This is a genomic window from Wolbachia endosymbiont of Tuta absoluta, assembly GCF_059414725.1.
The window spans coordinates 1-15,446 of sequence record NZ_JBNRJY010000610.1; the positions used below are offsets into that span (position 1 = coordinate 1).

Sequence of the window (15,446 nt, forward strand, 5' to 3'; positions counted from 1 at the left end):
GATCACATGAAAATTTGTGGCAACATGTGGGAAGTTAAAGTAAAACAAATCGAATTTCAAATTAGTTAATTGTATTTGATAAATTTTCCTAGAATATAACTTTTCAAAAGGATCGATCTTCTAGTCCGCAAAATATTCGCACAAAACTTCCACCATAATCTGAATTCATTACAGATCTTGACATAGATCTATGTTCTATTGGTAATATCAAACTGTCACATCCTCCCCAAGAAGCACCGATGCCAAAAATTTTCATGTGATCAACCATGCAGCTTAGTTCCTCACATGAATATTCTCTATCGAGTACTATACTAAATACGCTACTTGCCCCTTTGAAATAACTTTTCCATAAATCATGCTGAGAATAGGAAAAAAGTGCGGGGTATAAGACTTTTTTGATTTTTGGATGTTTTTCCAGCCACTTTGCTACTTGCATTGCTGTACTTTGATGCTTCCTCATGCGTGTTTGCAGTGTTCTAAGTCCCCTGTGTGCAAGGTAACAGTCATGCGATTGAATGGTGACTCCATAATTTTTATAGCTCTCATAAAGCAATTTAAAAATTTTACCTTCAGCAACCATAGCTCCCATCACTAAATCTGAGTGACCGGCTAGATACTTTGTCACCGCGTATAGTGCAACATCAATTCCATAATCAAGCGGCTTAAACAACAAAGGAGTGGCCCATGAATTGTCACAAACGGTTACGATTCCACGTTCTTTAGCAACTTTTACTATATGCTCTACATTCGAAATCTCAAACGTTATAGAACCAGGCGTCTCAATCATGATGAGTGAAGTGTTACTCTGAACTAAATCAGTTATATCCTGTGTCGGATCATAAAAAGTTACTTCTACTCCTCTTTTTGGTAGTTCATTTTCGGCAAATCTCTTTAGCCTATAATAACTATTATCTTGTATCAGAACATGCGAACCTGCTGTAGTGAAAGTCAAAATAGCAAAAGTAAGTGCAAATAATCCAGAAGGGTAGATGAGTGCTTGTCCCCTACCCTCAATTTCAGCCAGTGCATTTGAAAAATAATGAACAGTAGGCGTACCAACATTACTATAGCTGTAATCCCTTGCAACACCATCATTGATCACATCATATATACTCTCCCCATTCGCTGCACTTAAGTAATCCTTGTAAGTAGGAAATAATATGGTAGAAGAATGATAAACTGGTGGGTTCATCGATCCTTTATAATCATTAAATTTTCTTCCTGCTTTAACTAATAAAGACTCTTCTCTCACGTTTCTACTATTTATTTTTTAGATTGTATTCGCTTTGCGTATACAAGTGAAGAGAAATCGCATGTAATCGCTCTATTTCACTCTTTAATAATTCATAGATCAATTTATGCCTCTTTAAAGAGCTCATTCCAGAAAAGTCGTTAGATATTAATACTAATTTGATATGTGAAGGTAGTGTCGAAGAAGAAACAAAATAATGATCTACATGCTTTGCTGATTCATCGATAATATTAATATCAATTACACCTATTGAATCGCGTAATTTTTCTTCTATTGTCTTAATAATATCCACAATAGTTCCTTTAAGCAACAATACGCTCCTCTTGTCATCCCACAGTATCTGGGCACTGGGATGACAATCGAATTACTTATTCTCTTCTTTATTATCCATGTCTTGATAATCAGAATCTACTACTTTTTCTTCCTCATTATTTGTTGTGGATGAGCTTTCTCCACCTTGTTGTTGTTGAGATTCCTTATACATAGCTTCTCCAAGCTTCATAGAAAGTTGAGAAAGATTAGTAACCTTCTGTTGTATTGAATCAGCATCATCAATATTATCAGACTTACTAACTTCCTTTAATTCATTAACTGCATTCTCAATAGCAGATTTATCTTCTGGAGAAATTTTATCACCATATTCTGTCAAAGATTTTTCTGTAGAATGAACTAAACTATCCGCTTGATTCTTCACTTCAATAAATTTCTTACGCTTTTCATCTTCTTGTGCTTTTTCCTCAGCTTCTCTCACCATCCGATTTATTTCATCCTCCGATAAACCACCTGAAGACTGAATACGTATTTTTTGCTCTTTTCCAGTAGCTTTATCCTTTGCAGAAACATGCGCTATTCCATTTGCATCTATATCAAATGTCACCTCAATTTGAGGAACCCCGCGAGGAGCAGGTGGTATTCCTTCTAAACTAAACTGACCAAGCAGTTTATTATCAATCGCCAATTTTCTTTCACCTTGATGTACCTTAATTGTAACGGCTGTTTGGTTATCTTCTGCAGTTGAAAACACCTGAGATTTTTTTGTGGGAATAGTAGTATTACGTTCAATAAGTGGAGTGAACACTCCCCCTAGAGTTTCAATACCAAGAGAAAGTGGAGTTACGTCAAGTAGTAATACATCTCTTACATCACCTTGAATGATTCCCGCCTGTATTGCAGCTCCAATTGCTACAACTTCATCAGGGTTAACCCCTCTGTGTGGATCTTTGCCAAAGAATTCTTTAACTTTCTCTATGACTTTTGGCATACGAGTCATGCCACCAACAAGAACTACTTCACCAATTTGACTAGCAGACAAACCAGCATCTTCAAGAGCTTTTTTGCAAGGAATTATAGTCCTTTCAATTAAATCATTCACTAAACTTTCAAGCTTTGCTCTTGTTAGCTTCATATTTAAGTGTTTTGGGCCACTTGCATCAGCTGTAACAAACGGTAGATTTACTTCTGTTTCCATTGCACTTGACAATTCTACCTTTGCTTTTTCTGCAGCTTCTTTGATTCTTTGCATAGCCATTGGATCGTTTTTCAAATCAATGCCATTACTTTTCTTGAATTCACCCAGTAAATAATTTACTACTGCATTATCGAAGTCTTCCCCTCCAAGGTGAGTATCACCATTTGTAGCCTTTACTTCAAAAACTCCGTCACCTATTTCAAGAACTGAAACATCAAATGTACCACCACCAAGATCATACACTACTATTGTGTGTCCGTGCTTTTTATCAAGACCATAAGCAAGTGCTGCAGCAGTTGGTTCGTTAATTATTCTGAGGACATTTAATCCAGCAATTTTTCCTGCATCTTTTGTTGCTTGACGTTGAGAATCATTGAAGTACGCCGGCACTGTTATCACAGCATCCTTTACTTCTTCCCCAAGATAAGCCTCAGCTGCTTCTTTCAGGTTTTGTAGTATAAATGCACCAATTTGACTAGGAGAGTATTCTTTACCATCAGTTGTTTTAACCCATGCATCACCATTTTTTGCTGCAAATACCTTATACGGTACACCTAGATTCTTCATTTCAGGATCGCTATATTGGCGACCTATCAATCTCTTAGTTGCAAAAAAAGTATTATTTGCATTGGTAGTTGCTTGCCTTTTTGCTGGAGCGCCAATCAACCTTTCTCCAGATGAAGTAAATGCAACTATAGATGGAGTAGTTCTTGCTCCTTCTTTATTCTCAATTACTTTTGTATCCTTGCCTTGCATTATTGCAACACAAGAATTTGTTGTTCCAAGATCTATACCTATTGCTCTTCCCATAATGAATACTCCCTTTTAAATATTATCTGATGTAAAATATATAAGTATAAAACTCGTTAATTACAAGTCCCGTTTAGTTGTTAGAGCCCAAAAGGCGCGAAAGCCATTTAGTTAACCAAAAGTTGCCCGGTAGTTTACCAGCTTCTTTATCCCTGCTATTCACAATTTGACATCCAGAATTCTGCAATGGCTTATAATCATTAAAATTAATATGGTCTCCTTGCTTTAAAATAAATGTATCTGCATCTAAACTATTATCAATACTAACATTTAATGTAATATTGAACTCTTTTTCGATTGTAGAAACCATATCACGCTTATTATTAAAAATGTGCGCTATAACTGCACTGCGTGCTATTAAATCAAAGGACTTATTTTGATTTTTATTAGCAATATGTTGCAAATCCCTTAGTATCGATGCAACAACCACTTCGTTTGATTTCACTCTTCCAATACCTTTACAGCGTAAGCACTCTGTAGTATTAATTTCCTGTATATTTGGTTTAATTCTTTGTCTTGAAAAGACCATTAAACCAAAGTCATTGATAAAGCTAAATTGAACTTTAGCTTTATCATCTTTAAACGCCTGCTTGATAGCAAATTCAACATTTTTGCAATACTCAAGTTTCAACATGTCAATAAAATCAACAACTATTAACCCTGATAAGCCCCTGAGATTCGCTTGCCTTGATATTTCAGATAATGCCTCCATATTAGTTCTATAAGCTGTTTCTTCTATGTTATCTTCTCCTGTCATTTTCCCTGAATTTACGTCTATTGAAACAAATGCCTCAGTTAAGGTTATCACCAAAGACCCACCAGATGGCAATTCTACTCTATTGCTATATAATTCAGAAATTTGATCTTCGACTCGATAGTAAGTAAAGATTGGAACAGAACCTCTATATAATCTAGGACGCAATTTTCCTTGTAACACATTTTTAGTGTATTTTCTTACCGCTTCACAAACTTCTCTATCAGATACTATAATTTCTGTATCATTACTACAAAAGTCACGTACAGATCTCATAACTACATCTGCTTCGTTGTAAATTAATGATGGAACATTTAAAGAAGAGAAGTTTTGCTGGATATTTTGCCATAATAAGGTCAAATTATTGTAATCTTGCTCAATTTCTTTCTTACTTTTTCCTGCACCAACAGTTCTTACTATTAAACCTGAGCCTTTTGGTAAATTTATTGAATTTAATATATCCTTTAACTGTTTTCTAACGTTGGTATCTTCAATTCTGCGAGATACTCCACCCCTACTTATGGAATTGGGCATGAAAACACAGTATCTACCGACCAAAGTTACGTATGTTGTAAATGAAGCTCCTTTATTTCCTCGTTCTTCTTTAGTTAATTGAACCAATAACTTTTGATTTACTGAAATCACATCTTGTAACTTATATTTTCTATGTAAAGGTACCTCCCTCACAAAACCACTGCTGGATTCATTACTAGCTGTAGAATCTAGGCCTTCTTCTGTGCAATTATCATTTGAACAGTCCACACCGCTCGAATAGTCTTCATCAGGGAAAATTTCCTTCTCTTTTTCTGGAATATTAAAATAATTTAGAGATATCTCAGAAAAAGACAAAAAACCTTGCTTATTTTTTCCATACTCAATGAACACGGCCTGCAAAGCAGGCTCTATACGCTTTACATAAGCAACGTATATATTACCTCTTAATTGTTTTTTTTCCTTGAATTCTTGTTCAAACTCTACAACCCTACCATTAACTAGTAGGGCAACCCTTACCTCGTTAGAACAGGTAGTACTTTCTATCAACAATAACCTTTTGCCATCACTCACCACTTATTTACCGTCTACTTTTCATTCTGAAACGTTCTTATACTACTTAATATATTATTGATTGTCAAGAATTTTGCGATCTGCATTATTGGGTTGACTTTCAGTGTTTTGCGTAATAAACTTGCATAGAGTTTATTATGTCACTAACAATTATGGCGAAAAAAAATGCTTCTTTGCTTGTCAAGCTAGTTAGCACTGCAACTAAAACAACAAAAACTGGAGAAGAGAAACTAACAGGCTATTTTTGTGTAAAAAAACGTAATCCTAAGAACCTTCCCAAGAAGCTCGAGTTTAGGAAGTATGACCCAGTGGTCAGAAGACACGTATTATTTAAAGAAGAAAAATTAAAGTAAGTATATTATCATGCAAAGCTTACAGCTAAAAGGAGTGTAGCTTATTGCTCACTAGTTATACTGTTTTGCATTAGAGAAAGTCTGTTTGAGGTTTTGAAAGATTACGGTAACTTATATAAGTTACGGGAAATTGAGCCACCTGAATAAGGGCTGAAAATGGTAGCGTTTTTGTCCTGATCTGGTCTTTTTATTGCTTAAATGGGACTTGATCTGACACTTTAAATGATCCAGATAGTCTATATACCATCACACTCTGGGACCATACACTTAGAGGTTGTTCACAAACTTTTGAATTCTTTTGTTAAACTTTTACAGAAAAAAATTGCTTGCGCATATTTTAAATCTGACTATAATCATAGTAAAAGATATTTTAAGAGCTCAAAATTTATCTTTATCTGCAGACTTTTTTCATTAAATTCATTAAAAAATGTGGCGTATCTTCTTCAGCGTACGTAGGTGCACACACATACTTAATCTCTGTCGTATGTGCGCCGCACTTTTTTTCTAATCTTTTTTACACAGGAGGATTTTATGTCCAGAATTCCAGATACTTGATCTTTACTTTAGCTAAAAACCAATAGGCGCCTATGGTTTTTATAAAGAAAGTTTAGAAAATAACCAAAAACCACTTGCCATAAAAAGTAACTATATTAGTATAATATTCACATTTATATGTTAATATAGATATAATAAGATTAAGGATTATATTATGGTAAAATTTACACAAGATTCTGCTTCATTGACATTGCATGGTGTTGATTTACTTAATTTGTGCCACAGACAGTGTGAAAATAAATACGAGGGTAATGATTTATTGACAAAAATTAATAGATCTTGGTGTAAGGCTGACTGTAATAGAAATATTAAAGCTCCTGAACACCATTCACCAGAAAAAGTAACACTTAGTGAACAGTTAACAGATATTGCAAGTAATCTCCGTTTTGAGAGCATAAAATTATCGCTTATATCAGATGAAATAGACAATTACAATTCAATGTCTTTTTAATTAGAGTAAAAGAAGATATTGGTTATCTTCTTTTTTTTGTTTCTATGATTAACTACTTGAATTTAAGTTCGTTCAGGCAAGATAATTATGAGTAAAAATAGCAGATGCAAGTAGCTGGCACACAGCTGTACGAGCATTCATTTTTGAGGGCATAGCAAATGGTGTCATTCAAGTAGCTGACATTGGCTTGCCCTAATCTCATCAAGAACGTTGTGCTTTAACATAATATTTTTATGCTTACCAACTTAACTGAATCCCAGACTGGGATGATATACTTCTGGTAGATAATGTCGGTATAGCTGTGATTGGAATAGAAAGCACTAAGTTTGCAATGCTATCTGAATAGATAAAAGAACTCATTACTCAGTGAAACAAGACTTGAAATTTTGTGCAATGCTGCTGATTATATCTAGATATGCATCCTTTCCAGGCTCTACATCTGATCCAATAGGATCAAGAATCACCATTTTTACGTCACTAGAAAAGACATTAGGCTTTATGCTATCCTCTCGTGAATGAGAAACAATACATTTAACGTTTTCCTCTTTCATTACCTTTTTTAATTTCATTAAACTCTTCATACCTATGTAAGAATCTTCTTCTATAGAAAGAATGGCGCTTGGGTAACTTAAATCAAAATATTTTTCGAAATATTGATAAGCATCGTGAGTAACTATGTATTTTTGATTTTTTAACTCATCCAATTCTTTCGTAATTTTTTCTACTTCTTGGTCTATCTTTCTTATAGCCTCCTCTGCGTTAGTATTGTATCGATAGGCATTTTCTTTATCTATATTAGATAATGTTGCACTGATAGAAAGTATCATACTTTTTGCATTTTCAGGACTCAGCCAAATATGCAAATCTTTTTCATCTTGAATGTGACTAGAAAATGAATGTGTTCGAGCAGGAAGTAGATCGATTGCACTTGATAGCGGTATTAACTTCTTATTTTCTTTAGCGAAAGTTTTAATGAATGTTTCCAAAGAATCATCGATATAAAATATAATATTGCTAGATTCTAATTTACTTGCGTCTGAAGGCCTGAGCATGTAGTTATGTTCAGACACTACTTCGTACATTAGTAGTTCTGGCTTTGAAATTCCATCTGTAACAGAAGCTACAAGTGAGTGTATAGGTTTGATTGTAGCTACAATTTTTAAATTGGATGAAAAGGCACTATTGTAGTATAATGTAAATGAAAGTAATAGAAAAAAAAACAGTAAATGTCTCATATAAATGTTGAGAAGAAGTCAATTTTTGCCAAAAAATTAAGTAGTGTCAATAACTGCATTCTAAAAATAGAAAACCTTACTCTTTCATACGGTAACAAAAAAGTTCTTGATAATATCAACATATCAGTACAAAGAGGAGATATAGTTACAATACTTGGTCCAAATGGCGGAGGTAAAACCTCTTTAGTGAAAGCAGTTGCTGGTATAAATAAAGGTTTTATTGGCAGTATTGTATTCGCTGACAATATAAAAATTAGCTATATGCCACAAAATTTTAGTATTGGTAATTTGATGCCAATAACAGTTGAGTCTTTCCTTTTCAATAGCTCCTCGAAGAAATTGAAGAAAAATCAACCCATTGTTACAGAAGCAATAGAATTGGTTGGTATCGGTAACATCCTAAAAAATCAAGTATTAGAAATCTCTGCAGGACAAACACAATTACTGCTGCTTGCACGCTGTTTAATTTCAGAATCTGATTTGATCATTTTAGATGAGCCAGTCAGTGCAATGGATATTAACGCACGATCTAAATTTTATGATATTATAAATAAAATCGCAAAAGAACGATCAGTGTCGATTCTCATGACTTCTCATGACCTTAACTCTGCTCTACCATCCTCAGATTACATAATTTGCATAAATAATACTATCTATTATCAAGGTAAACCTGATGAAATTATGGAGATAAATGAAATATTTGGCAGTTACGCAGCGAAATGATTCAAAATATTCTACGTCTTCTGCAAATAACTACAGTGCTAACACGCTACAATGTGTTACCTTATTTACTTCCACCATCAAAAAAATCAATAAATAAAATACAAGGTCATAAACTAAAGCGTGCTCTTGAAAGATTAGGTCCGGTGTTCATTAAATTTGGGCAATCCATTTCATCACGCACTGATATTTTAAATGAGGACATAACAAATAACTTGCTATTGATATGTGATAGATTGCCATCATTTTCGTATAAAATAGCAGTTAAAACTATAGAAAGTGAGTTTAATTGTAAATTAAGCGATATTTTTTCAAGTTTTTCTGAAAAGCCAATTGCAGCAGCATCAATTTCTCAGGTGCATAGAGCAGTTACAATTGAGGGTAAGGAAGTTGCTGTAAAGGTTTTGAGGCCAAATATTGAGAAAACATTCTCAAGGGATATAAAAATGCTTTCTTGGCTTGCAGAAATTGCAGAAAAATTTAGTGAACAATCAAAAAGGCTGAAGCCAGTTGAATTAGTCAAAACTTTTGCTGAAATTTGCCGATTAGAGTTAGATCTACGCTTTGAGGCTGCCCACTCTTCGGAACTGAAGGAAAATACTAAACATGACAGAGGTTTCTACGTACCTGAAATAGATTGGAGTAGAACTTCAAAAAAGGTTTTAACATTAGAATGGATGGAAGCTATACCAATATACGAAGTTGAAAAGCTGAATAACCGAAAGCAAATAGCTATCAATCTTATAGAATCTTTTTGTAATCAGGTATATAGGGATTGTTTTTTTCATGCTGATATGCATCCTGGAAATTTAATGATCGATAGTAATAACAATATTATTGCCCTGGATTGTGGAATCATGGGTAGAATAGATCGTGAGACATGCTATTACGTTATAGAGATACTCAAAGGCTTTTTAAATAGGGATTATGATCACGTTGCAAAAATGCACTTTAGAGCCGGTTATGTTCCATCACAGCATAGAAATTTTGTTACAGCTTGCAGAGCAATAGGTGAGCCCATTGTTGGACAGCCTATACAGAAGATTTCATTTGCTCGATTACTTACTCAGCTACTAAAAATAACTGGTGATTTTGATATGAAAGTTCAAACACAATTGTTATTGCTGCAGAAAACTATGATTTTATTAGAAGGAACATGTAGGAAAGTCTATCCAGAAATCAATATGTGGAAAGTAGTTGAAACATGGATAAACAATCAACATGAAAGTAAAATAGGGTATAGGGAAAAAATTAAAAGCTCTTATCCCATAAAAGCAATTCAGGGAATATTTAGCCTTATAGAAAAATTAAACCTAATAGCTGACAAAAAATTACAGGTGAAAAATAAATCAAATGGAAAAGCCTACTTTTTACTTTGGTCTGTAATTATAATTCTCATCGTTAAACTTTTAATTTCTTGAACTAAAAGATAATAGAAGCAAGTTTACAACAACTATTTCAGTCTTGAAACCACTCAGGTTTACATTCACTCGAATTATCAAGGTATTTTCAGGATGTACAAAAATTTTCAGAAGAGCTTAGACAAGAAGTAAAAACCTTAACTCTATCTTAAACTGATAACATTACCAAATTCAGTGCTTATCACATCACTCAGTACTGTACTTGCTTTATATGAACAGTAGCATCCAATTGTAAGGAAGACAAATGCAGCTACAGCAAGTGAAATACATATTTCTAAATTCGATATTGTTAAACATGCACCAATAGCAAACGCTCCAGATAACACAAAAGAGGCAGAGGCATAGTTACTTTGCCTTCTATTATAAATGCTTGCTTCTGAAAGTTTTCTGTTTTTGTTATTTAAGTCTTGATTTTGAGTTTGAAGTTCTGATCTCTGTTGACTAAAATCCCTTTTTAACTGTGAAATTTTGTTAGTGTCTCTTTCACTTACAACCCTATCCAACTCTTGCTCTTTTTTTCTAAGTTGAGTTTTTGTTCTTTCAAGCTCATCTCTAAGGTTTTTAAGTTGACTTTTTTCTCTAGTAAGTCGAGCTACTTGATCAGTGAGAGTGTGAATTCTTTCCTGATTACCCTGCCTTACTTGTCTCAACTCCTTTTCTAACTGTGAAATTTTGTCAGTGTCTCTTGTTCTTTCATCTACGGTCCTATTCAACTCTTGCTCTTTTTCTGCAAGTTGAGCCTTTGTTCTTTCAAGTTCACCTTCCAGGTTTTCAAGTCGCTGCAATTCTTGAGCAATAAACTCATCGTTTATTTCTGATTGAACATTATGTGTATTTGCTACAGGTTGCTCTGCACTTGCAGGAAATTTCTCATTGAGATAATTTTTAATAGATTCACTTGGATTATTAACATTCCCCAACACAGCGTTGACAATTGCACGATTTATGAAGCAGTGATCTTCTACTAATTCTTTTACATCACCCAAATCTTTTCTATTAATAGCATCAGTTAATCGCTCCTTCATAACTTGCTCAATTATTTGCTTCACCCATGGATTTTGCTCTATAGCTGGTATCGGTTTTATTTGATTAAAATCTAGGTCTTTATGTTCTAAAAGTTTAGTCAATACTTCCTCGTTATCTTGTGTTATTCCTTGTAAACATGATTTGATAATCAGGCTAAGCAGCGTTTCTATTTCTCCATTGAAATTTCTTTTCCAGCAATTAGGGTTGAATTCTTCATTTAATAGTCTTTTTGCTTCATGGAAATTTCCATGAGAAAGAGCATTCAATAATTGTTTTCCTGTTTGTGCTTTTTGTATTTCTTTTGTAAGATGTGAAAAATCTTTCTCCTGCTCTCTCCCAATTTGTTCAATATATTCTTTAGGAGTGTAACTTTTTCTGCTCCCATAACGATCTTCATAATCATTTCTAATGACTGGATTCAATTCAGGATGTCTAAGTAACATCTGTACGAAACTCCTATTTTCCATACGAAAAGCTAGATGTAGAGCTGTATTGAGTTCTTTAGCTTCTTGAATATTAACATTTAAATTCTGGTGCTGTAAAAGCAAAGTCATCATTTTTAAGTTTGTAGGACTATCATCACCACCCATGATAATAGTCATTAATGGTGTATATCCCTCATCAAACGCATTAACATTCGCACCTTCTGCCAGAGCTCGCTTAAAATCCCCTAGATTTTCATCATCAATAGCTTTAAATAATTTTGTTGTTGATTGTCCTGAAGTTGTTTGATTTTGAGTTCGTAATCCTACATCACTAACAACCCTTCTTCTAAAATCTACATTACTTCCCGAAAGCATACTAAATTCTCCTCAACCTATAATTTATTAACATAATTATAAAAAAAACAAAGAAAATTGCAAGTAATTTAGTTAAAAATTTTAGAACTAATTATGATTCCAAAAATTTTTCTGCATCAAGTGCAGCCATGCACCCTGTTCCTGCGGCAACTACTGCCTGGCGATATACCTTATCTTGAACATCGCCAGCGGCAAACACCCCTGCCCTACTGGTTAGAGTTGTTCCAGGTTTCGTAATTATATAACCTTGCTGATCCATTTCAACAAAGCCCTTAAAAATACCTGTATTTGGTGCATGCCCAATTGCAATGAACACTCCATCTACTTTCAATTCCTGGGTTTTATTGATGTCTGTCGATTTAATTGTAATGCCAGTAACTTTTTTAGGATTTTCTTCTCCAAGAATCTGCTCTACGGTATGATTCCATATTACCTTTATCTTATCATTTTTAAAGAGCCTGTCTTGCATTACTTTCTCTGCTCTTAACTTATCACGCCTGTGTATCAATATAACTTCCTTAGCAAATCGAGTTAAAAATATTGCTTCTTCAACAGCAGTATTTCCACCACCAACCACAGCTACAACTTTATTTCTAAAAAATGCACCATCACAAGTTGCGCATGCCGAAACTCCGTAACCTTGAAATTTCTTTTCACTCTCCAGGCCAAGCCACTTCGCTTGCGCACCAGCTGCGATTATAATTGCATTCGAATAGTAGTCACTAGCATTACCACAAGATCTAAATCTATACTCATTAGAATCCTCAAGTTGTTCTACACTTTTTATCTCATCGTCTATTATTCTTGCTCCCGCCTTCTCTGCATGCAACCTCTTTTGTTCCATGAGTTCTGGACCTTGTATAGAAATAAAACCTGGATAGTTTTCAACATCCGTAGTAATTGTAAGCTGACCACCAGGTTGCATTCCTGTTACTACAATTGGCTCTAAATTTGCACGTGCTGCATATATAGCAGCAGCATAACCCGCTGCTCCAGATCCAATAATAAGAACTTTTGTACTCAATTTATAATTCTGCACTGTGTGAGTTTAGATAATCAGCCACTCCTTCATCGCTTGCCTGCATCGCAGGCTTGCCTTTTTTCCACCCTGCTGGACATACTTCACCATGCTCTTCATTATGTTTTATTGCATCAATGATTCTAATGAATTCATCGATATTACGCCCTAAAGGAAAATCATTTATCGATTGATGACGTACAACAAATTTATCATCAATAACAAAAGTTGCTCTTAGTGCAATTGAGTCATCATATAAGACCCCATAGTCTCTTGATATAGACTTTTTGATATCAGACACTAAATTGTAGCTAACCTCTCCAATACCACCATCATTAACTGGAGTGTTTCGCCATTTATAATGTGAAAATTTTGAATCTATACTTATTCCTATCACTTCAACATCACGTTTTGAAAAATCTTCTATTTTGTTGCTAAATGATATCAACTCAGTTGGACAGACAAAAGTAAAATCAAGTGGATAGAAAAAAAGGATAGCATACTTATCCTTTATATGTTTACTTAAACAGAAATCATCAACTATTTTTCCACTAGCAAGAACAGCCGAAGCAGTAAAATCGATAGCGGATTTTGTTACAAGATTCATAACTAACCTATTCATTCTTAATATTTATAATTTTATACCTTGATACATTTACATGCAAGTTTTCTTTAGCCCCAATTTTATAAAAACTTCCTCTTATGGCTGTAAAAATGTTATGATAAGAGCTAATTTTCATGAGTAGGGAAATACCCAAATATTACTATCTTTCACCTTTTCTCCCTTCAAATTTTTTAACCATTTCTTTTACACTTACATTCGTGGAAGGTAAATTTTTGCTGGCAAGATGGTTGATCGAAGATTTTTTATTCCCTACTGGAAATGAACGAGATTGTTTTCTCTTCACACTGATATCCGTTTGTGTTACTGAAGCAGTTTTGTTTTCAGCAGGCAACACGTTCTTTACTTGATTTCGCTCAAATCTTTCTTTTAATGCCTTTACTTTACTACTCTCGCGAGTCACTTCTTTTTTCATAGCAACTACTAGTACTTTTGGTCCATCAGCTTTTTTTGCTGATTCTTTACCATCTTGATTTTCAGATTTTAGTGGTAGTGTAGGGTTACTCTCAGCTGATTTTTCCACTACTATTTTTTGCTCTGTGCTTACTTTTTCGCCTAAATCTTTAGGCTTTGGTGGTACTGCAGGTTTATCTTTTTTCGGTTCTTGTCTAATTTTTTGATTGATAGTAAACATTTTCTCTGGTACTGGTGGTACTCTTGGTGGTTTTGGTGGTGCAAGAGATTGAAGTTGTTGTTTCTTCCTATTTTCTCTTTTTGCTTCTATATGTTCTTTAGGAATTGTTGCATAAATCGGCTCCTCTTTAATTGATTGTAGATTACGCAAATCTTTTGTTAAAGATTTGCTCTTTTCCTCTTGATAATTTGATATTTCTTCATACTCAGGATCTTCGTTTAATGAACCTCCATAACCTGAATCTTCTCGCTCATATAAGAGATTTTTCTTTTGCTGTCTATTTTCTAAATTTATTCCATATGACCTATATTTATCTTGACTTCTTTCTATTCGCTCTAAATCTGAAATTTTTTGAATAACATCTGTATATTCGATTGCTGTTCTAGCAGTTGAAGGAGGCAATTTATCTTTTATAAAATTACTTATATTCCTAATCGAAACATCTCTTCCTAATATTCTATTGAATATCCTAAGAATTAATGGCTTTTTATTTGCCTTCTTTACACAATTATTCAAGTCATCACGTATAACAAGTTTAGCTACATCTTCTGCCTTATCTGTAAAACCCTCTAAAGCATGAGATAAATCTGTTACTGTTTTACCATATTGTTTCTCTGAATTCCCTAGCTTTATAGCTTTGATCAGAGAATCGAGATTTTTTTTATAATCCTCACTTTTAAATGGATCATTCATACTAATTGTAATATTTTATTGAAATATAGATCTAAAATATTAAGATCTAGTGAATATTACTTTTTTAGTTCATATATAGCTATAGTTATACGGCGATAATGCGTAGCAGAATAACGATTTCGTCATTCTAGTATCTGCTTTTACCCCTTATCTAGGTGTGTAAAAGTGAAATCTAGTTTCGCTATATAACACAGTCTCATACAAGTAGCTTCTCGATTGAGAGTTGTCTTCTGCATTGAGCTCAACATTATTTACTACTTTTTCAGTAATAATTTCGGCAAACTCAGGAGAAAGTTCTTTTGCAGAAAATGCAGCATGTACATCATTTTTAACAAAGAAACACGTAGCAAGTGCAAATACTGCTGTTGGTACATAGCACCAATATACTAAAAAAAGTTGTAGAAGCTACTAAAGTAAATATTGCTTGAAGCATAATATACTGTTTATCAATGCCAACATATTCAGCCATCAATTTTCTAACTTTGTTATTGCTGCCATATGGCAAAAAATATCTTAATAAAAGCTGTTACACTATTACTAGCAAGATATCAATCACGCTCTATTGGATC

Annotated in this window: 13 protein-coding genes and 1 pseudogene; 5 read left to right on the plus strand and 9 right to left on the minus strand. The window is 33.9% G+C overall.

From position 1 onward, the window contains the following. Positions 1–115: 115 nt before the first annotated feature. The 4 genes and pseudogenes from ACJ5GX_RS06790 to ACJ5GX_RS06805 form a co-directional block, all read right to left on the minus strand. Positions 116–1,252 (minus strand): annotated as a pseudogene (locus tag ACJ5GX_RS06790) (trans-sulfuration enzyme family protein); the annotation flags it as partial. Between the two features lie 7 nt (positions 1,253–1,259). Continuing rightward, positions 1,260–1,544, minus strand: coding sequence for a BolA family protein (locus ACJ5GX_RS06795; RefSeq protein WP_012481743.1), 285 nt, complete (start codon positions 1,542–1,544; stop codon positions 1,260–1,262). Between the two features lie 72 nt (positions 1,545–1,616). Beyond that, entirely contained in the window at positions 1,617–3,530 is a 1,914-nt protein-coding gene (gene dnaK / locus ACJ5GX_RS06800; RefSeq protein ID WP_052264747.1) for a molecular chaperone DnaK, read from the minus strand. A 73-nt stretch (positions 3,531–3,603) separates the two neighbouring features. After that, positions 3,604–5,352, minus strand: coding sequence for an Rne/Rng family ribonuclease (locus ACJ5GX_RS06805; protein ID WP_052264748.1), 1,749 nt, complete (start codon positions 5,350–5,352; stop codon positions 3,604–3,606). A gap of 149 nt (positions 5,353–5,501) precedes the next feature. On the opposite strand from ACJ5GX_RS06805, the gene rpmG reads away from it, so the two are divergent. Both rpmG and ACJ5GX_RS06815 read left to right on the plus strand, forming a co-directional pair. Beyond that, complete coding sequence (rpmG, locus tag ACJ5GX_RS06810) at positions 5,502–5,702, plus strand: 50S ribosomal protein L33 (RefSeq protein WP_012481745.1); 201 nt, start codon at positions 5,502–5,504, stop codon at positions 5,700–5,702. Positions 5,703–6,411: 709 nt separating this feature from the next. Further along, positions 6,412–6,708, plus strand: coding sequence for a hypothetical protein (locus ACJ5GX_RS06815; protein WP_007302708.1), 297 nt, complete (start codon positions 6,412–6,414; stop codon positions 6,706–6,708). A gap of 359 nt (positions 6,709–7,067) precedes the next feature. On the opposite strand, the gene ACJ5GX_RS06820 is transcribed toward ACJ5GX_RS06815, so the two are convergent. After that, a complete protein-coding gene (locus tag ACJ5GX_RS06820) occupies positions 7,068–7,943 on the minus strand; it encodes a zinc ABC transporter substrate-binding protein (RefSeq protein ID WP_007302707.1) in 876 nt (291 codons plus the stop codon). Here ACJ5GX_RS06820 and ACJ5GX_RS06825 point away from each other — a divergent pair. Together ACJ5GX_RS06825 and ubiB are read left to right on the plus strand one after the other, a co-directional pair. Next, positions 7,935–8,666 (plus strand): metal ABC transporter ATP-binding protein, encoded by a 732-nt coding sequence (locus ACJ5GX_RS06825; RefSeq protein ID WP_007302706.1) that lies wholly within the window; start codon positions 7,935–7,937, stop codon positions 8,664–8,666. The two genes, ACJ5GX_RS06820 and ACJ5GX_RS06825, sit on opposite strands and share 9 nt — an antisense overlap. Then, complete coding sequence (gene ubiB, locus ACJ5GX_RS06830) at positions 8,663–10,084, plus strand: 2-polyprenylphenol 6-hydroxylase (protein ID WP_012481747.1); 1,422 nt, start codon at positions 8,663–8,665, stop codon at positions 10,082–10,084. The genes ACJ5GX_RS06825 and ubiB overlap by 4 nt, the downstream gene beginning before the upstream one ends. A 143-nt stretch (positions 10,085–10,227) precedes the next feature. On the opposite strand, the gene ACJ5GX_RS06835 is transcribed toward ubiB, so the two are convergent. The 4 genes from ACJ5GX_RS06835 to ACJ5GX_RS06850 form a co-directional block, all read right to left on the minus strand. Next, positions 10,228–11,910 carry an ankyrin repeat domain-containing protein gene (locus ACJ5GX_RS06835; protein WP_214303412.1) on the minus strand — a complete coding sequence of 561 codons (1,683 nt, stop codon included), beginning with the start codon at positions 11,908–11,910 and terminating at the stop codon, positions 10,228–10,230. A 91-nt stretch (positions 11,911–12,001) separates the two neighbouring features. Further along, positions 12,002–12,949 (minus strand): thioredoxin-disulfide reductase, encoded by a 948-nt coding sequence (trxB, locus tag ACJ5GX_RS06840; protein ID WP_017532617.1) that lies wholly within the window; start codon positions 12,947–12,949, stop codon positions 12,002–12,004. Further along, positions 12,936–13,535, minus strand: coding sequence for a peroxiredoxin (locus tag ACJ5GX_RS06845; RefSeq protein ID WP_019236360.1), 600 nt, complete (start codon positions 13,533–13,535; stop codon positions 12,936–12,938). The genes trxB and ACJ5GX_RS06845 overlap by 14 nt, the downstream gene beginning before the upstream one ends. A gap of 157 nt (positions 13,536–13,692) precedes the next feature. Then, the gene (locus ACJ5GX_RS06850) at positions 13,693–14,877 is read right to left on the minus strand and encodes a hypothetical protein (RefSeq protein ID WP_007302701.1); all 1,185 of its coding nucleotides are present in this window, start codon (positions 14,875–14,877) and stop codon (positions 13,693–13,695) included. Between the two features lie 223 nt (positions 14,878–15,100). On the opposite strand from ACJ5GX_RS06850, the gene ACJ5GX_RS06855 reads away from it, so the two are divergent. Continuing rightward, on the plus strand, positions 15,101–15,253 hold the full coding sequence (locus ACJ5GX_RS06855; RefSeq protein ID WP_180708363.1) for a hypothetical protein: 153 nt from the start codon (positions 15,101–15,103) through the stop codon (positions 15,251–15,253). Positions 15,254–15,446 lie beyond the last annotated feature (193 nt).